Annotated in this window: 13 protein-coding genes; 7 read left to right on the top strand and 6 right to left on the bottom strand. The window is 69.2% G+C overall.

From position 1 onward, the window contains the following. The 3 genes from VJR25_RS10070 to manA all read right to left on the bottom strand — a co-directional run. A partial coding sequence (locus VJR25_RS10070; RefSeq protein ID WP_324114838.1) for a solute carrier family 23 protein occupies window positions 1-683 on the bottom strand: 683 nt, incomplete at its 3' end. Window positions 684-803: 120 nt separating this feature from the next. Further along, window positions 804-1,745: an N-acetylglucosamine kinase gene (locus VJR25_RS10075; RefSeq protein WP_324114839.1), complete on the bottom strand. Its 942-nt coding sequence runs from the start codon at window positions 1,743-1,745 to the stop codon at window positions 804-806. Next, window positions 1,738-2,913: a mannose-6-phosphate isomerase, class I gene (gene manA / locus VJR25_RS10080; protein ID WP_324114840.1), complete on the bottom strand. Its 1,176-nt coding sequence runs from the start codon at window positions 2,911-2,913 to the stop codon at window positions 1,738-1,740. The genes VJR25_RS10075 and manA overlap by 8 nt, the downstream gene beginning before the upstream one ends. A gap of 144 nt (window positions 2,914-3,057) precedes the next feature. Between manA and VJR25_RS10085 the strand changes: the two genes are divergently transcribed. The 7 genes from VJR25_RS10085 to VJR25_RS10115 all read left to right on the top strand — a co-directional run bounded on the left by VJR25_RS10085 (window position 3,058) and on the right by VJR25_RS10115 (window position 9,265). Continuing rightward, window positions 3,058-5,133: a beta-galactosidase trimerization domain-containing protein gene (locus tag VJR25_RS10085; protein ID WP_324114841.1), complete on the top strand. Its 2,076-nt coding sequence runs from the start codon at window positions 3,058-3,060 to the stop codon at window positions 5,131-5,133. A gap of 193 nt (window positions 5,134-5,326) precedes the next feature. Beyond that, window positions 5,327-6,289 carry a hydroxyacid dehydrogenase gene (locus tag VJR25_RS10090; RefSeq protein ID WP_324114842.1) on the top strand — a complete coding sequence of 321 codons (963 nt, stop codon included), beginning with the start codon at window positions 5,327-5,329 and terminating at the stop codon, window positions 6,287-6,289. 16 nt (window positions 6,290-6,305) lie between these two features. Further along, complete coding sequence (locus tag VJR25_RS10095; protein WP_324114843.1) at window positions 6,306-6,644, top strand: Sec-independent protein translocase TatB; 339 nt, start codon at window positions 6,306-6,308, stop codon at window positions 6,642-6,644. Window position 6,645: 1 nt separating this feature from the next. Continuing rightward, the gene (gene tatA, locus VJR25_RS10100) at window positions 6,646-6,882 is read left to right on the top strand and encodes a twin-arginine translocase TatA/TatE family subunit (protein ID WP_324114844.1); all 237 of its coding nucleotides are present in this window, start codon (window positions 6,646-6,648) and stop codon (window positions 6,880-6,882) included. Window position 6,883: 1 nt separating this feature from the next. Further along, the gene (gene tatC / locus VJR25_RS10105; protein ID WP_324114845.1) at window positions 6,884-7,678 is read left to right on the top strand and encodes a twin-arginine translocase subunit TatC; all 795 of its coding nucleotides are present in this window, start codon (window positions 6,884-6,886) and stop codon (window positions 7,676-7,678) included. Further along, entirely contained in the window at window positions 7,675-8,337 is a 663-nt protein-coding gene (locus VJR25_RS10110; RefSeq protein ID WP_324114846.1) for a ThuA domain-containing protein, read from the top strand. The genes tatC and VJR25_RS10110 overlap by 4 nt, the downstream gene beginning before the upstream one ends. Window positions 8,338-8,350: 13 nt before the next feature. After that, on the top strand, window positions 8,351-9,265 hold the full coding sequence (locus tag VJR25_RS10115; RefSeq protein WP_324114847.1) for a family 43 glycosylhydrolase: 915 nt from the start codon (window positions 8,351-8,353) through the stop codon (window positions 9,263-9,265). 73 nt (window positions 9,266-9,338) lie between these two features. On the opposite strand, the gene VJR25_RS10120 is transcribed toward VJR25_RS10115, so the two are convergent. The 3 genes from VJR25_RS10120 to VJR25_RS10130 all read right to left on the bottom strand — a co-directional run. After that, window positions 9,339-13,574 (bottom strand): putative Ig domain-containing protein, encoded by a 4,236-nt coding sequence (locus VJR25_RS10120; RefSeq protein ID WP_324114848.1) that lies wholly within the window; start codon window positions 13,572-13,574, stop codon window positions 9,339-9,341. Window positions 13,575-13,648: 74 nt separating this feature from the next. Next, window positions 13,649-15,229 (bottom strand): family 43 glycosylhydrolase, encoded by a 1,581-nt coding sequence (locus tag VJR25_RS10125; protein WP_324114849.1) that lies wholly within the window; start codon window positions 15,227-15,229, stop codon window positions 13,649-13,651. 7 nt (window positions 15,230-15,236) lie between these two features. Continuing rightward, window positions 15,237-18,222, bottom strand: a 2,986-nt coding sequence (locus tag VJR25_RS10130) for a hypothetical protein (protein WP_324114850.1), incomplete at its 5' end; no start/stop codon positions are given.

Consider the following 18,222-nt stretch of genomic DNA (forward strand, 5'->3'; position numbering starts at 1 on the left):
CTCTGGTCGCCCTGAAGCCAGCCGATCGAGATCGGGATGAGGCTCACGCCGATGACTGTCACGACGGACCCCATGACCAGTGGCGGGAAGAACCGCAGAAGCTTGCTGTAGACGGGCGCCAGGAAGAACATGGCGGCCGCGGCGACGATGACCGCGCCCACGATCACCTGCATCGCGACCACGCCGTTCGGGTTGCCTTTCCCGATGGCGATCATCGACGCGATGCCCGAGAACGAGACGCCCTGGACGAGCGGCAGGCGAACGCCGACCTTCCAGATTCCGAGCGTTTGCAGGAGAGTCGTCACGCCCGATGCGAGAAGGCTTGCGCTGATCAGGAAGATGAGGTCGCTCGTCGGAAGATGAAGCGCCGTTCCGATGATGAAGGGCGGAGCGATGATGCCGGCATATGCCGCCAGCATGTGCTGCATACCGAGGGTGAACAGCTTGCCGATGGGCAGGATCTCGTCGACCGGGTGAACCTGCACCTGCCCGTTCGCACGAGCCCTGAGGGCCTTCAGTGGACTCATTTCGTCTCCTCCTTGAGAGAAAAGGTGAGGCTGTCGGGTACGGGTCGCAGCCCCCGTCGCTCTGAGTCCTGGTCCCCCTTTCAGGGGCCCATCCGCGGCGCCGATGCCGCTTCCGACTTCTGAGTGGTGCGAGGACCACGTGAGAATCTGCCTCACTTTGGATCCCAATACGGGATCCCATATCAAGATAGGTCTGACCGCGGGGCACGTCAAGAGCACTTCTCGTGAGTTTCGCTCCTCGACCTTTGCCCGAAGGCGGCCCGACGGGTTCGCTGGCTACGCCTCCGCAGTCGGGCGGGTGTCGGCGACGGAGATGTGACCGTGCAGGGCGTGCGCGCCACCGACGGAGTCCAGCAGCTCGGCACCCTCCAGACCGGTGCCGGACGCCGCCTCGAGGTGGGCGCGCGGGCAGTCGGTTGACAGCCTGCGGGCGAAGGTCGAGGCGATCCGTTCGGACTGGAACACGCCGCCCGTGGCGGCGACCAGCAGTTCCTCGTCGCCCCCGGCCCTGACCCGGTCGAGCGCGGCGATGACCGAACGGACCAGCTCTGCCGCGGCGCGATCCGAGATCTCCCCCGCGATCGGATCGCGATCCGCGAGGAGGGCGACGTTCCGTGCGAAGCCCGCAACGATCCGAACGCGATCTTCAGCGGACTGAAGCTGCATGTAGGCGGTCTCGAGGTCGGGCCAGCGCTCGCGCACGGCGGCAGTGAGCTCGGTCGGCTCGCCGCGTCCGTCGTATGCGCGCATCACCGCATCGAGCGCTTCGCGACCGATCCAGTATCCGCTGCCGGCGTCTCCCATGATGTGCCCCCAGCCGTCGACACGCGCCACCTCGGAGGCGCCGACCGCCAAGGTGACCACACCGGTTCCGGCCGCGACGACCGCTCCGTTCCGTCCGCTGAGCGCACCCAGGAAGGCCGTGACCGAGTCGTGGGTGAGCAGCACGCGGGCCGGGAATCCGAGCAGCGCCGCCAGGGCGGCGGCATCATCCTGGTCGGTGAGACCGCTGCAGCCGACCGCGACGACATCCGGGGAGCATCGCAGGTCGGCCGCCACGCGTTCGATGGCCGCGGCCACCTGTGGGAGCACGGGCATGTCCGTGCGGACCCCGGGCAGCTCTGCCTCATGCGGCGCGTCCCCCGGACGCCTCACCCGGACCTTGATCCCCGTCTGCCCGCAGTCCGCCGCGATCCGCGCGAGAGCCGTGTCAGGCATCGATGGCCTCCGTGGTTGCGATGAATGCGCCACCCCGTCCCGTGATCGTGACGGGGCCCGATGTCGAGACGAGGAAGAAGTCTCCTGGTGCCACGGTATGAGATCGGTCGCCGGCATCCAGGTCGAACGCTCCCGAGACGATCGCGATGATCGATCCGGCGGACACCTCCAGCCGGGCGTCCCCGTCGACGTGGATCAGCTGGAACGGAGTCCCCTTCCCCGAAGGATGCTGCGCCGGACGATATGCCTGGGCGTGGGCGCCGAGAGGGATGCGGCCGAGCCGCTCGGGCTCGCCCGTGGTGAAGTCGAGCACGTCGAGAAGCTGATCGGCGTCGACGTGCTTCGCGGTGAGGCCGCCACGGAGGACGTTGTCGCTCGGGCCCATGAGTTCCACCCCGATGCCGTGCAGATACGCGTGGATGTTGCCGGCAGGCAACCAGAGGCATTCCCCGGACGCGAGCTCGACGTGGTTCAGCAACAGTGCGGCGGCGACCCCCGGGTCGCCGGGGTGGTGCGAGGCCAGCCGCGTCAGCAGAGGGAACCTCGTCGGGTCGCTTGCCGCGGCGTCGCACAATCCGCTCGTCAGCCGCCGTACATCGTCGTCATCCTGGAGCAGTCGGCGGAAGGTCTCGCGGAGCCCGAGATCACCCGTGAGCCGCGCGGACAACGCGTGCACGTCCGGGGCGACCGACGGCCAGGCCGCGGCGATGCCGGCCAGAACCTGCCGAGTCTGCTCGACCGGGCGGAAGCCGCACAGCGCCTCGAAGTCGTCGGAGATCGCCACGATCAGCTCCGGCTTCGCGTGGGGATCCTTGTAGTTGCGGTCCGGGGAATCCAGGGGGATCCCCAGTTCGTTCTCGCGCCGGTACCCGGCCCGCGCCTGTTCGGCGCTCGGATGAGCCTGCAGGGACAGCGGCGCCTCGGCCGCGAGCAGCTTCATCAAGAAGGGCAGAGGATCGTGATCCGCTTCCCACTCTGCGACATCGCTCCAGCGGCTGTCGCCCAGGATCCGACTGGGCGAGCCGGGATGGGCGCCGAGCCAGAGCTCGGCTTCCGGGCGCGTCGTCTCGGGTCTTCCGAGCAGGCGGGAGATGCCACCGGGGATGCCCCAGGCGTAGTCGCGCGGCTCGTTGTCCATCCGGAGGAGGCGTGGGTCATTCGTGCTCATGTTCGGCCAGCTTCGACTCCAATTCGACCACAGGAACGCGTGTGTTCACCGACAGCGTGCCAGACCGGATGGACGGATGCAACTAGTTACATGTAGGCTCTCCGCCATCAGACCTTCCACCCACTTCTTCTTGTCGGAGCAGACATGACGGCGCCAGAACAGCCCCTGCTGGGCCTGTGGTTCGGCAACTTCTTCGAGCCCTTCTACAGCGACGAGGCCGCGACTCGCGCAGGCGTCGCGGATGCCGCATCCCTCGGGTTCACGAGCCTGAACCTCGATTCCAAACCCTGGGAGGACTTCTTCGCGCGCTATCGCGGCGAGCCGGCGAGCCGCTACGTGTCGATGCAGGAGCTGATGATGACCGAGGCGGCCGCGCACGGCCTCGACGTCACGTGCCTCGCGCTCTACCTGTGCGGGGACAACCTGTACCCGACGATCCGCGATGTGCCGCCGGTGCGCGGCGAGGACGCGATCAGGCCGGACGGATCCTCGATGGGCACCTACAAGTACTGGTCGCCGCGTGCACAGTCGACGATGGTCGAGCACGTCCGCGGGCTGCTGCGCCTGTACGGCGACCGGATGCACCGACGCGGCGACGGCCGCATCGTGATGCAGACGATGTTCGAGCCCATCCCCAAGCCGAGCTTCGACGCCGAGGGTCGCGCGCACTACCTGGGCTGGCTGGAGCGGCGCCACGGCACGATCGAAGTGGTGAACCGCCGGTACGGCACCGATGCCGCCGGCTTCGCGGATCTCGCCCCGGACGACTACTGGCTGCGACCGGCAGAACTCAGCTGGGTGGGATGCGCCATCCCGTCGGCCGACGACGTCGCGCGGCGATCCCCCGACTTCCACCGATGGATCGACAACCAGACCTACCTCGCGGACGTCCTCGACGACTACCTCGCGACGATGGCACGCCGGTGGCGCGCACTCGATCCGGCCATCTTCGCCGAGCCCGTGCTGCACCAATGGGGTTACTTCTTCAACCCGCCCGGAAAGACCGATTGGCAGACCGGACAGCGGGCTCTCGACGTCTACCGCGCCGCCGAGCACCTCGACGGCGCGCTGTTCATCGCCAGCCCGCTGAATGCCGAGAACCGGCCGGATGCCTCGGCCCTCAGCGTCGAGGCATCGATCCTGCGAACCGCGAACGGGCACCGGCGCTTCACCGGCGGGCTCTACCTCGGCCGGCACGTCAATGTGGACGTCTACGACGTCGTGCCCCCGGCGGAGGCGATCGGCACGTATGTCGCCGCGGGCGCGGACGCGCTCCACACGTACGGCTACAGCGGCCTGGACGACGGCGGCGTGCTCTTCCGCGCCGACGACGTGTTCCGCGACTCGCTGACGACGGGTCTGGACTGGGCGAAGCGCGTCATCCCGCTGCTGCGCGCGCCGCGCACGAAAGAGGCGGCGATCCTCTTCCCGGCCGAGATGAGCCTCTACGAGCCCGTCTCGGTCGACGACGGCGGTCGCCATCGCATGGATCTGCTGGGCTGGTACCGGCAGCTGACCGACCTGGGCTGGCACGTCGACATCCTGCATCCCGATCAGGCGGCCTCCGGCGCTCTGACCGGCTATTCGATCCTCGTGGTGCCGACGAACTCGCTGTACGACCTCGTCGACCACCGCGACCTGGAGGACGCGGTGCACACGTTCGTCGCAGGCGGCGGGACCCTTCTGCACGGCCCGGACTGCGGCCTCGCGCAGCACGCGTTCGGTGTCTCGCAGACCGCGACGGAGTTCGACTGCCTCGACTGGCAGGAGCCCGTCATCCCCCACGGCTGGACGACGGTCGCGTATGCATCCGGCGAGGCGCTGGCGACCTACCTCGGGTCCGGCGAGCGCGCGATGACCCGGACCGCGATCGGATCGGGGGCGGTGTACTCGATCGGCTTCGAGTACGGCTATGCGTACGCGCGGCAGACGATGCCCATCGTGCCGCCGCAGTACGGCCGCCGTGAGATGCATCCGCTCCCGCTTCTGCGCGAAACGCCGGTGGCGGCGTTCCTCGGGGTCGCTCCGTCGGCCGTGACGACGGTGGCCAAGGGGGTGGAGTTCGCCCGGTTCGGCGATCGGCTGGTGGTGGTCAATCACCGCGCCAGTCCGGTGTCGCTCCCGGAGCTCGCCGAGCTGCCGGTGATCGCGCAGCTGGATGCCGCCCCCGGCGTCGTCGCCGGGCATTCCGCCGCTTGCTTCCACCTTCGACCGAGCTGAGCGGCGCGCCCGGCGACGCCGGCAGCCTCCTCCGCGCAGACGGGACTTGCGCTCAGGTCGAAATGTAACTAGTTTCAATTCAGACACGATCAGGTACGAAGAGGTTTCGATGACGATCTCCCGAGCGGACACGACTCGTCCCGCAGCACACCTCCCGGAGGCGCATTCCAGCGCCCTCCGGTACACGCTGCTGATGCGACCCGTCGACCTGGCCGACCACCTCTTCGGGCGAGACCGCGCCTCGCTCCGGGCGATCGGAGCACAGGACGTGGCCGGTCGCGCGCTGGAGCAGATCGACGACGAGGCCCGCGAAGCGCTGGCGCAGACCGACGTGCTCATCATGGGCTGGGGTGCCCCGCGCCTGACCGACGACGACCTGGCCGCCGCTCCGCACCTGCGTGCGATCCTGTATGCCGGCGGGCAGGTCTCGGGGCTCGTGCCGACCAGCGCCCACCGCCGCGGCATCCTGCTGTCGAACGCCGGGCACGCCAACGCGATCCCGGTGGCGGAGTTCACCACCGCGCTGATCGTGCTGGCGAACAAGCAGGCGCTGCGGTCGGCCCGGCTCTACCACGAGCGCCGCAGCATGATCCACCGCGAAGTGGACTTCCCGCACGCCGGCAACCGCTCCAAGTCCGTCGGCATCGTGGGCGCGTCGCGGATCGGACGCATGGTGATCGAGCGCCTGTCGCGGCTCGACGTCGACATCGCCCTCTACGATCCCTTCGTCGGCCAGGCCGAGGCGCATGCGCTCGGAGTCCGTCCGGTCGGTCTCGACGTGCTCATGGCCACGAGCGATGTCGTGTCGGTGCACGCCCCGCTCAACCACGACACGGTCGGGCTCATCACCCGTGCACACCTGCGTGCGATGCGCGACGGCGCCACGTTCATCAACACGGCGCGCGGCGGCCTCGTCGACCAGGAAGCGCTCGTCGACGAACTGCGCACCGGCCGGATCGACGCCATGCTCGACGTGACGACGCCCGAAGTGCTGCCGCCGGCTCACGAGCTCTACGACCTGCCGAACGTGCTTCTGACGCCTCACATGGCCGGGTCGACCGGCCCCGAACTGGCCCGGCTCGGAGACCACGTCGCCGCCGAGTTCGAGCGGCTCGCGCGCGGGCTGCCTCTCCTCTTCCCCGAGAAGACCCGCTGAGACGAGGAGCGCGGCCATGGACTTCGGGCTGGGTTTCGACAAGGTCGTCGTGATCCTCGTGATGGCGGCAGTGTTCATCGGACCAAAGCGCCTGCCCGCATATGCGGCGAAAGCGGCGAGGTTCGTCCGAGGCGCGCGAGCCCTCGCCGACCAGGCCAGGGAGCGCATGCGGGACGAGATCGGACCGGAGTTCGACGACGTCGAATGGTCCACGCTCGACCCGCGCCGGTACGACCCCCGCCGGATCATCCGCGAGGCGCTGCGCGAAGACCCCCCTCGGCAGCCGTCCGCGGTGACGGCCGCCCACGATCGGGACGGCGAAGACGCCGGTCCCGCACAGAAAGGAAACCAGTGACATGTTCGCAGGCCTGACCGGATGGCACGTGCTCATCATCGCCCTCGTCGTTCTGCTGCTGTTCGGAGCCACCAAGCTTCCCGCGCTCGCGCGCGGCGTCGGCCAGTCGATGCGCATCTTCAAGCAGGAGGTCGCGCCGCTTCGCGACCCGTCTCACACCACCGCTGAGTTCGTCGCGGAGCCGGTCGCGGCACCCCCGCAGGCGGCGGCCGACGCGTCGCCGCGCCCCGGGGCATGACATGCGCCGCCGACTCGCGCGTCGGCGGCGCGCCGACGGCTCGATGACCCTGCTGGCGCATCTGCTGGAGCTGCAGCGGCGGCTCGTGCGCGCCGCCGCCGCCGTCCTGGCCGGCGGGGTCGTCGGCTGGATCCTGACCAACGTCATCTGGTCGCAGCTGGAGCGGCCGCTGCTGGCCGTGGCGAGCAGCGAAGGGGTCACCGCCCGGATCAACTTCACCACCGTGACGGCCGCGTTCGATCTGCGCCTGCAGATGGCCATCACCATCGGCCTCGTGCTGAGCTGCCCCGTGTGGCTGTACCAGATCTTCGCCTTCCTGGTGCCCGGTCTCACCGGGCGCGAGCGGCGAGGCGCGATCGGCTTCGTGGTCGCGGCAGTGCCGCTGTTCCTGGGCGGCTGCCTCGCCGGCTGGCTCGTGTTCCCGCACGTGGTGGCGATCATGACGAGCTTCGTCCCCCGGGGCGGCGCGACGCTCCTGGATGCCAAGGGCTACCTCGAGTTCGTCATGAAGCTCATGCTCGTGACCGGCGTCGCCTTCGTGCTGCCCCTTCTGCTGGTGGTGCTCAACCTGGCGGGCGTGCTGAGCGCGCACTCCATCCTCGGATCGTGGCGGTGGGCGATCCTCGCGATCACCCTGTTCACCGCGATCGCCACCCCGTCCGCCGATGTCGTCTCGATGGTGCTGCTCGCGCTGCCGATGGTCGCGCTCTTCTTCGGAGCGGTCGGCATCACCGCCGTGCACGACCGACGCCTCACCCGGCGCCTGAACGCCGAACTCGAACCGGCGGACCGATGAAGGCGGTCATCCTGTCCGGCGGGGGCGACTACTCGGACCCCTGGCATCCGTTCGCCCAGACGAGCGCCACCGTCGCCGCTCTGCTGCAGGATGCCGGCTTCGACGTCGAGGTCCGCGACGACGTGGCGCGTGCCGTCACGTCGATGAAGGCCTCCCCGCGACTTCTCGTGGTCAACTTCGGCAGCGGCGGCATCCCGGCGGAGCAGGACCAGCGCACACTCAGCGGCCTCTCGCGGCTGCTGATGGGAGGTGCCGGGATGCTGGGCCTGCACACGGCGTCGACGCTCTTCCCGCAGTCCGCGCACTGGGCGGGCATGCTCGGCGGCCGCTGGGTGCGCGGGACCTCGATGCATCCCCCGCACGGTCGTCTCCGCGTGCGCGTGACCGACTCCCCGCTCACGTCGGGGCTGCCCGACTTCGACACCGTCGACGAGGCCTACAGTCTGCTCGCGGTCGAACCCGGCACCACGGTGGTCGCCGGTCACGACGAGCACGGCACCGGCCAGCCGATCTGGTGGTATCACCGGCACCAGGGCATCCGCGTCGCCTACGACGCCCTCGGGCACGACGCGGACGCCTACCGGGCCGAGACCCATCGCCTGTTCCTCGCACGAGCCGCACGCTGGGCGGCTCGTGCGGATTCTCGACCTCGACCCTGACTGAAGGAGACCCATGACGTCCACAGACGCGCCCGCACCGCACATCCGGCCCGGAACGGTGTTCACCGACACCGCCGGACGAACAGCCCAATTGCACGGCATCGGGATCCAGCGGGTCGACGGGCGCTTCTACGCCTGGGGCGAAGACAAACGCGCCGGCTCGACCTTCACGGCGGTCGCCTGCTACTCGTCCCCCGACCTCGTCTCGTGGACGTTCGAGGGCAACGCACTCGAGGCCGGTGACGGCGACCTCGGCGCCGACCGGGTGATCGAGCGGCCCAAGGTGCTGCGCCGGCCCGACGGGCGATTCGTCCTGTTCCTCCATGTCGACACCGCCGACTACGCGGCCGCGCGGGTCGGCTACGCGATCGCGGACTCCCCCGCCGGACCGTTCACCTACGTGGGCAGCGAACGACCGCTCGGCAACGCGAGCCGCGACATCGGGGTGTTCCAGGAAGGCGGCGTCGGATACCTCCTCTCCGAGGATCGCGAGAACGGCCTGCACATCTATCGGCTCGCCGACGACTACCTGTCCGTGGTCGCCGTCGTCGCCACGACCCTCAAGGCCGGCGCCGCGCACGGCTACGAGTCGCCGGCGCTGGTGCGACACGAGGGTCGGTACTACCTGTTCGGTTCGGACCTGACGGGGTGGTCCACCAACGACAACAAGGTGGCGACCGCCTCGGAGCTGGGCGGCCCGTGGTCCGCGTGGTCGGACTTCGCTCCCCCCGGCTCGGCCACGTTCGATTCCCAGGTGAGTGCCGTCATCCGGCTGGACGATGCGGGCGACGACTACCTGTACATCGGCGACCGGTGGCGACGCGAGGACCTGTTCGCCTCCCCGGCGGTCTGGCTGCCTCTGCGCATCGGGGATGGCCGGGCGGAGCTCCGCTGGGAGGACCAGTGGCGACCCGTGATCGGCGCCTGAACGCGACATCCGGCAGATGCCGACGAGAGGGCCGGGCCTGGAGCATCCAGACCCGGCCCTCTCGTCCGTTCCGCTACGAGCTGCTGCCGAACAGCCGCAGCTCGGCGATGTTGATCCAGTTGGTGTTGACGATGCGCAGGTAGCGGTATCCCGTCACGGCCGTGCCGGCGGGCCGTGCCAGGGTCTGCCAGGCGAGGGTTCCGACGGCGTTGTCCGTCACCCGCGTCCAGGTCGTGAGATCGTTCGACCCCTCGATGTGCAGGTTCGCGGCGCGTCCGGTTCCGAGGGTGTCCTGGCGGACGAGGAGCTCGGCGTGATCGAGGCTGACGCTGTGGCCGGCACCGGCATCCAGGATCACCGAGAAGACGGGTCCGATGTCGGAGAACGTCGCCGCATTGCCGTCGAACATGTTCGCCACGTACTTCTGGTTCGCGGTGTCCGGCTGGCCCGTCGCGGTGACCGGAGTCAGCAGGGTGCCCGGGTTCGCGATCATGCCGGCGTTCGAGGTGAGGAACACGCTCGAGGCATCGGTGGTCGTGGTGAGGGCCTGGCGCGTCTCTCCGTTCGGCCCGGCATAGGTCACCCGGAAGGCGAGTCTCCGACCGGGAACGGCATCCGCCGGCTCCTTCACCGAGGCCCGCCAGGAGGATCCGCTTCCCGTCACCGTCGCCGCCATCCCGTCGATCGTCGCGGTGACGTCCGTGATCTGCTCGGACGCGGTGAGGTCGAGCGTCACGGTGTCCCCCGCCACCACGATGCCCGGCTCGGCGTCGCTGGAGCTGAGGTGCGCCGAGGTGATGGTGCTGGCGGGCGGTGCGACCCGGTCGCCGAACAGCCGGAGTTCGGCGATGTTGATCCAGTTGTTGTTGCTGATGCGCAGGTAGCGGTAAGCCGTCGGACTCGTGCCCGGCCGCAGCGCCAGGGTCTGCCAGTCGAGCGTGCCGTGCGCGTTGTCGGTGAGCGTCGTCCAGGTGGACTGGTCGTTCGACCCCTGGAGGGAGAGACCGCCGGCTCGGCTGGTGCCGTTGTTGTCCTGGCGGACGAGCAGTTCGGCACGGGAGAGCGCGACGGAGCCGCCGTCCCCGAAGTCGAGCGTGATGTAGTACTGCCCGTTCACCGGCCCGACATCCGAGAACGTGCTCGGGTCGTCGTCGAACATCTTCGCCACATACGGCTGCTTGGAGGCCTCGAGCTCGCCGAACGGCGAGACCGGCACGGCGATGTTCGGCACATTCGCGATGAGTCCCGCGGAGTTGGAGAGGAACAGCTTGGACCCGTCCGTCGTCGTCACGAGCGCGTCGGCGGTCTTGCCGTCCGCGGTGGTGTAGCCGATCGAGAACGTGGCGCTGCGCCCCGAGGGGATCGTGTCCGGCAGCACGGCGGATGCCGTCCAGCTGGTCCCCGAGCCGTTGATCGTCGCGGGGACGCCTTCGATCGTGCCGGCGACGCCGGTGATGGCCTCGGTGCTGGTGAACGCGAGGGTGACCGTGTCGCCGTCGCTCGCGATCCCCTTCTCCGCGTCGTTCGAACGGATCGTCGCGGTGGCGATCCGGTCGACGGCCTCCTGGCGCGTCCCGTGCACGTGGAACTCGGCGAGGTCGAAGATCCCGGGGAAGTTGGGGTCCGTCGGCACGCCCGGGTCATCCACCTGCACCTTGAAGAACCGGAACGCATCGCCGGTGAGGGATGCCGCCACCGGCAAGGTCTCGAGCGTGTTGGTGTTCGTGGTCTCCTTCGTGGTGAGCTTGGTCCAGATCACGCCGTCATTCGACCCGTACACGTTGGCCCCCTGGGAGCGGTTGCCGAACGTCTGCCTGGCCTGCAGGTCGAACGCCGTGCTCGTGACCCGGTAGCCCCGGCCGAAGTCGACGGTGAACGAGTTGACCGAGAGATCGCCGGGGAACGTGTAGTTGTCGTCGTCGACGAGATATCCGACCGTTCCGGCCGGCAGGCTCGTCGTCACGATTCCCGTGTAGTCCAGGCTGCCGTCGCCGAGGCGCGGGTTGAGCAGCTGCAGTCCCGTCACCGCCTTCTGGATGCCTGCGAGCGCCTGGGCGAAGTCGGCGTCGTCGGCCGTGTTCAGCTCTGCGTTCGCGGTCGCCACGGCGGCGTCGAGCGCGGATCTCGTGCCACTGGTGTAGGCCTGGGCGGGGTCGTAGCCGGCCCGGGCGAGGGCGACGGCGCCGGTCCGGTCCTTCGCCACGTCGACCGCGACCTTCAGGGCCGTGGTCGTCGTGCCGTCATCGGCCTGCACGATCAGGGTGTGGTCTCCCACGTCCGATGCCGACGGGCTCCACCGGAACGTGCCGTCGGATGCGTCGAGCTGCGCGCCCTTCGGCTGCCCGGACATCGAATACGTCACCGAGTCGCCGTTGCCGGAGTCGGCCGCGGAGAGGCGTGCGCTGATCGGCACGCCGGCGATGCCCACGATCGTCGTGGCGGCACCCTGCGGGAACAGCGGAGGCGTCACAGCCGACGCGGCGTTCGCCACGACGTCGTCGAGGTCGATCCGACCCGGGCTCCCGGCGAACGTGTAGTACACGATGTTGTTGCCGCCGTTGGACCAGGCGGGTACGACGCTGGTGTCCATGTCGTAGGTGATCATGCGCCACTGCCCGTGCGTGTCGGGCACCGTGATCGTCTGGTAGGGCGCTGCGCCCATCCGGCCGCGCACCTGCAGGGTGGACACGCTGCTGGTGCGCACGCGGAGAGCCACCGGACTGTAGCCCTTCAGCGAGCCGTACTGCATGGTGCGCACCGCGAGCGTCGTGCCCTTCTTGTCGATGACCGCACGCACGATCGGGGTGCCGTCGTCCGAGATCGTCTCGGCGCTCCCGGAGATCACGGATGCCTTGTTCGCGAACGACACATTCTTGTCGGGCTGCGGTACCTTCTCGCCCTTGGCGGCCGCGGGGATCGACAGCCAGTAGTCGTCGCCGGTCAGGGTGCCGCCCCAGAAGCTCTGCAGCCCGTCGGAGCCGATCTGCGTGCCGACCTCGTTGACGTTGAAGTTGTAGTAGAGGGCGCCGTCGCGCTGTGCGAACTGCTGCGCGATGTAGGGCGCGACGTCGGCGACGTCGACGTGCTCGTCGTACGTGTAGATGTGGTACAGCTCGTTCAGCGTGTTGCTCCAGCGGCCGCGGTACGCCTGGGCGAGCCTCCCGCCCTGCTGGGTGATGTCGATCCACGGGATCGAGTAGCCGTCCATGAACCCGAAGAAGGCGTTGCTGCCCAGCAGCAGCCGGTTGCCGAGGAACTTGTACGGATCGACGGCGTTCTTCGCGGTCGAGACGGTGCCGGCCTTCGGGTCGAGACGGGTGCCCTGCGTGTTCACGAGGCGGGCCAACGTCGTCAGGGTCAGCACATCGTCACCGGCGTGCGCCTGATCGCGGCCCATCTCGACGTGGTTGACGAAGGCGTAGTGGTAGGGGTTGCGCGGGTCATCCGCCGAGATGAGCCGGTACATCGACCCGAGCGCGCCGTTGACGTCCTGGTTCGGTGCCGTGGAGTTCATCGTGAACCACTCGACGGCCTGGTCGTAGCGGGCCCGGTTGTCGGTGAAGATGTAGCTCGCCATCGCGCCTTCGAGCGGCAGCGTCCCCTGGTTCATGTACCACGCGTTGCCGTAGTCCATCGTGTCGACCATCGGCACGGCGAAGTTGTCGGTGAAGTCGGCCGTGTCCTTCGCCGTCCACGCGAGCGGGTATCCGTCCGGGCTCGCGACCGCGGACGTGTAGCGCAGCAGTTCCGCGGCCGCCATGATGCGGTAGACGAAGGGTCCGGTCTTGATCTGCGCGTCGGCGAAGAACTTGTACCCCGTGGGATCCATGTGGCTCCAGATGCGCACGATCTTGAGGGCGTTCTCGCGGTAGACCGGGTTGCCCGTCAGGTAGTAGAGGATCGCCTGGGTGTAGGCGCCTTCGGAGTCCTGACCGAGCTTGTCGCTGACCCCGACGTTGTTGAAGTCGGGGTTCGCGGGCACGCCGTCGCCGGCGCCCTGGTTCGTCGAGGTCAGGGTGGTGCTCGCGTACTTGGTCGCGAGCATGCCCTGGTAGTAGCTCGTCCACGGCTCGGCGCCCGCGATGAGTTCGCTGCGCGTGGTCTCGAGGCTCGCCGCGTCCACCCCGACGCCGGGGTGCACGAAGCCCGCGGAGCTCGTGGTCTTGTCGATGCTGACGGTCGTCGTCACCGACGGTGTCGTGCCGGTGTCGGCGTGCGCGGTGCCGGCCGGCAGCAGTCCGGAGGCGACGACGGCGGCCGTCGCGATCGCGGCTGCCCATCCTCCTCGGCCTTTCGTGAGCGCGAACATGGGTGTTCTCCTTCGTTGCAGACTTTCGCGGACTTTCGATGTGGTCGGACCCGGGTCGCTCGACCCGGGGTTGCTCAGGGGACGGACTCGCCGGGGCTCTGGGTCACCTCGAGCGATCGGAAGGCGGCCGTGAACGCGGCGTCGACCGTGTCGACGGCGTACACGCCCACCATCGATCCGGTGAAGCGGAGGGCGTTCCCGTAGTCGTCGGAGAGGATGCCGACGTCCAGCGCCGGTCCGAGCTCGGCTCCGTCGACGCGGAAGCGGGCTGTCGGCCCGTCGACCGCGACCGCCAGTCCGACCGGGCCGTGGTCGGGGAGGATGCGGACGGCCACCACGCGCGCGCCGCCCAGGTCGCGGGCGGTGAGCACGGCGGCGCGGCGCCCGCCGGCATCCCACTGCTGCCCCTGCTGGGTCTCGCCCTCCGGCTCGACCCAGGAGACGGCCAGCGAGTAGTACGAGGCGGAGTCGTACCAGAGCACGATGCCGGCGCCTTCGGTGTAGGTCGCCGGTTCGGCGTCGACGGTGGTGTGCAGGCGCAAGTGCGGCTCCTGCACAGGCTGGGCGAGCATGCTCACGCCGAACAGCGACTCGAGGTCGTGACGACCGCGCAGGCGCAGCTCGCCGTCCGCCCACACGGCCCAGTCGCCGACGGGTTCGCGCGGCGTGCGCCACGGCCACCCGGTCGGGGATTCCTGCGGCGCTGACGGGAAGCGTGGTCCGAGTGGTTCGGGCGGGGTGAACGTGTCCGCCGGATGCGGGCTCCCCGACGCGAGTCGGGGCCATCCGTCCACCCAGTCCACCTCTTGCACGCAGGTCTCCCGCCCCCAGGGGAACTGTCGCCCCTGCAGGGTGTCGAGCCACCGCGAGGCGAGGTGTCCGAGGTACCAGGTGCCGCCGGCATCCTGCACGAACTCGCCGTGCCCGGCCTTCTGCAGTCGCAGGGTGCGGTCGTCGCGCGACGTGAGCAGGGGGCGGTCGTCGATCTCGTACGGGCCGAAGAGCTCGCGGCTGCGGGCCATCAGCACCCCGTGCTCCACCCCGGTGCCGCCCTGCGCCAGCACCAGGTGGAACCAGCCGTCGTGGGTGAACAGTTTCGGGCCCTCGATGAGGGTCGGATGCTGCAGCAGCAGCTTCGGCGTGCCCACGGTGCGCGTGCCGTCGTCGTCGAGCGGCACGATCAGGATGCCGGAGAACCTGCTGCCGCCCGGCCGGGAGTCGCACTGCAGGTTGAGCAGGTAGTGGGATCCGCCGAAGTGGAAGATCGAGGGGTCGAACCCGTGCCCGCTCACCCGGCTCGGAGGCCGCCACGGCCCCTCGGCGGCAGCCGACGTGGAGATGTAGGTCTCCACGTCGAGCTGTCGCCCGAGGAAGGTGCGGATGATCGAGTAGGTGATCCAGAACTGCTCGCCGTCATGACTGAGGGACGGCGCCCAGATGCCGGCCGAATCGGGGACGCCGTGCAGGTTCCCCTGCGGGACGGCGCCGTCGACCGATCCGACGTGCTCCCACTCGACGAGGTCGCGCGAGCGCCGGATCGGGATCGTCGGATACCACTCGAATGAGCTGGTCGCGAGGTAGAACCACTCGCCCACGCGGATCAGGGAGGGGTCCGGCGCGAAGCCGCGGACGACGGGGTTGAGGGCGGTGACCACGAAGCTCCTACGCGCTCGGCTGATCGAGGTGGAGCACGACGGTGCTCTGCGGCGCCAGCGTGAGTCCGGCCGCCAGCGCGACGTGGTCCGGATCGCCGTGGAATCCGCTCGGCGGCGTGCCGAGCAGACGCGCCGTCCCCGCGCCGGGCCGCGTCAGCGTGAACGTCTGGTCCGTCGTCGTGTTCATGCCCACGAGGTACGGGCCGTACTGAAGCTCGTAGAAGGGCGCGATCCCGACGAGCGCCTCCTCGACGCCGAGCTCGGTGGAACCGAGGGCGGGGTGGGCGTCCGAGGGGATGATCGCGAGCGGGAGCACCTCTCCGGCGTACGCCTGGTGCACGGTCGCTCCGGGCGGCGTGATCCCGCCGGGCGGGAAGTTCGAGCCCCCGTTGCTGTCGTTGATCACGTAGTCCTGGTTCACCCAGTCCTGCACCGCGAACGTGTCCGAGCTGAGCCGGCCCCCGGTCTTCTCCCGAACGGTCGCGGACTGTTCGGACGAGGGGCGGATCAGGTGGACGCGACCCCAGTTGTTGACGCCTTGCCGGGCACGCCAGTAGAGCGAGGCGAAGAACAGCTCCTCGCCGTTCTTGACCGCGACGACGCCGTCGACCTCGTCGGTGAAGACGAAATCCGGAGCATCCCAATCGACCGGCATCCGCTCACCGGAGGCAGGAAGCGCCCGGAACGCCGGCAGGTCACGCGCCAGCATGCGCGTGGCGTTCAGTTGCACGCGGTTGCTGGTGTTCGTGAACATGAGGTCCAGCTGCGGGGCGAATTGTCCGTCCGCGAACATCTCCTGCGTCCAGCCGGTGAGCTTCTCGTCGTCGAACGCGGCTGCGGCCATGACCGGGCTGCAGTCCCAGACAGTGCGCGACGCGTAGACGGCGACACCGGGGTACACCTCGTTGCGCCAGCCCACGACGGTTTCGAGCCGAGAGATCCGATAGCCGTCGGCGTCGACGTCGAACTGCCGGAAGTAGCCGCGCGTCTGCACCATCTTGACCATCTGCGCACGCACCTCGGGGGCGTCGAGGGCCCCGTATCCACGGGTGATGGACTCGTACATCATCACGAGCCAGTCCGTGACCTCGCCGTAGCTGCCGACGTAGCCGAGTTCTCGGGTGAGGCCCTTCGGCGTGACCACGTGGTAGTCGGTTCCCAACGGCATGGTGCGAGTGCCGTCGGGCTGCTCGGGGCCGAGCCACGGCTTCAGCCCGATGCTCTCGTAGACCCACTCCCGCGCCCGCGACTCCGGCCACGCATCCGTCGGGGAGAGCAGCGACAGCCCACGGTTGCACTGATAGATGCCGATGGCGGTGATCTGCGCCTGGTTCGAGTAGTGGCGCATGTTCTGCTTCCAGTAGTCGCGACTGGAGAGCAGCATGTCGGTGTACGCCGCACGACGGCCGGGCATCCCGGCGGGAGCCGGCGGCGTACCCTCGACGAGCTGCATCGTCACGTCGTCGAACCATGCCGTGCCGGTGCCGAAGAGGCGCAGATCGATCCGGGCCTTCGTGGCTCCGGCGGGAACGGGCAGGGTCGCGGTGAGCTGCTGCCAATCGTGGGTTCCGGTGTTCCCGTAGAACTTCCGGTCGGACTGCACGACCTGGCCTGCGTCGTTGTAGAAGAGGACGTCCAGGTAGGGGCCGGGACCCGCGACGGAATCGGTCTTGCACCACACCGCGAAGTCGTACGTGCCCGTGCCGACCAGAGGACGGCCCGCGATGGTCACGCCGACGACGCTTCCCGCCGTGCCGTTGGGGTTCGCGACGATCCTCAGGGATGCACTGCCCGTGCGCGCCACCGTCGTGTCGGCTCCGACCGTCCCGGACCCCGACCACGTGTTGGTCGACCAGCCTGCGGTCCCGAGTTCGAAGCCGGGGTTCGCCACCGTCGTCGGCCCCGTCGTGACGGTCTTGTCGAGTTCGTCCTGGATGTCCTCCCAGAGATACGCCAGCACGAGACCGACCCGGCCGAAGCCCTGCCACTGCTGGTCGGATGCTGTGAGGACAGCGGGGTTGCTCTTCCACGCGTTGTAGCGGCCGTCGATCGCGGAGCAGATCGCCGTCAGCGCGTCGGGGTTGCGGTACGCGGGGCTCTCCGTCCAGGAGTACCCCTCCGCGAGCATGTTGAACCCCCACGCGTCGCTGCCGTAGGCGCCGCCGCCGTAGATGAGCGCGTTGTGCTCGGCCCGCACGAGAGCGGTCAGCTTTCCGATCGTGGCATCGTCGTCGTTCGGCCGCGTCTTGGCGACCGGTGCGGAACCCAGCACATCGGAGGGTTCGGGCGAGAAGTGCGGATCGGTGTGCGTGTACGCGCGGTAGACGGGCCGGGACGGCTCGACCTGGTCGTAGAAGTAGGTGGCGGTCGTGCCGCCGTAGTCCCAGATGCGCCCCATGGAGCGGATCTCGACGTCGAGCGCGGTCTTGCCGTTCGTGTACGTTTCGGGCAGCGGCAGCGTGTGGAAGAAGAAGCGTCCCGGGCTGCGGGGGTCTGCGCCGAGCTGATCGAGGTTGTCGACCGGCCCTTCGTCGTACCACCCGACGGACTTCCCGTCGACGAAGAGCTGCAGCCGCCAGTTGTGGGTCTCGTCCGCTTTGTCGGCGACGTCGCCGCCCCACAGCTTCACCGTGAGATACGTCGTCTGCTGCGGATCCACCCGGACCGTGAAGGCGGCCGAGCCGCCCCACCAGTCGGGGGTCGCCTGCGGGTTGAAGACGCGGGCGGGCTGGGAGAGCGCGCCGGCCACGACATCCGAGAGCGTCGCCGTGAATCCGTGCGCGCCCTCCGATGCGGCATCCCCGAGCACCACCGTGTCGAGGGGGCCGGCGGCCGAGGGCACCGCGGCTCCCCCGGGCGGGGCGACCTCGTGTCCGACGGTCGCGGCCACCGCCGATGCCGGTGTCCAGATGAAGGCGTTCATCGCTGCTGCGCCGGCGCCGGCTGCGGCTGCGGCCAGAACGCTCCGACGGCTGATCTCAGTGCTCATGCGA

Source organism: Microbacterium sp. (assembly GCF_035277845.1).
In the GTDB taxonomy this organism is placed as follows: Bacteria; Actinomycetota; Actinomycetes; order Actinomycetales; family Microbacteriaceae; genus Microbacterium.

What these genes read in the sequence shown, in the direction of transcription:
- VJR25_RS10075 (WP_324114839.1), bottom strand. Translation starts at nt 1,745, where the DNA reads ATGCCTGACACGGCTCTCGCGCGGATCGCGGCGGACTGCGGGCAGACG.
- manA (WP_324114840.1), bottom strand. Translation starts at nt 2,913, where the DNA reads ATGAGCACGAATGACCCACGCCTCCTCCGGATGGACAACGAGCCGCGC.
- VJR25_RS10085 (WP_324114841.1), top strand. Translation starts at nt 3,058, where the DNA reads ATGACGGCGCCAGAACAGCCCCTGCTGGGCCTGTGGTTCGGCAACTTC.
- VJR25_RS10090 (WP_324114842.1), top strand. Translation starts at nt 5,327, where the DNA reads ATGCGACCCGTCGACCTGGCCGACCACCTCTTCGGGCGAGACCGCGCC.
- VJR25_RS10095 (WP_324114843.1), top strand. Translation starts at nt 6,306, where the DNA reads ATGGACTTCGGGCTGGGTTTCGACAAGGTCGTCGTGATCCTCGTGATG.
- tatA (WP_324114844.1), top strand. Translation starts at nt 6,646, where the DNA reads ATGTTCGCAGGCCTGACCGGATGGCACGTGCTCATCATCGCCCTCGTC.
- tatC (WP_324114845.1), top strand. Translation starts at nt 6,884, where the DNA reads ATGCGCCGCCGACTCGCGCGTCGGCGGCGCGCCGACGGCTCGATGACC.
- VJR25_RS10110 (WP_324114846.1), top strand. Translation starts at nt 7,675, where the DNA reads ATGAAGGCGGTCATCCTGTCCGGCGGGGGCGACTACTCGGACCCCTGG.
- VJR25_RS10115 (WP_324114847.1), top strand. Translation starts at nt 8,351, where the DNA reads ATGACGTCCACAGACGCGCCCGCACCGCACATCCGGCCCGGAACGGTG.
- VJR25_RS10120 (WP_324114848.1), bottom strand. Translation starts at nt 13,574, where the DNA reads ATGTTCGCGCTCACGAAAGGCCGAGGAGGATGGGCAGCCGCGATCGCG.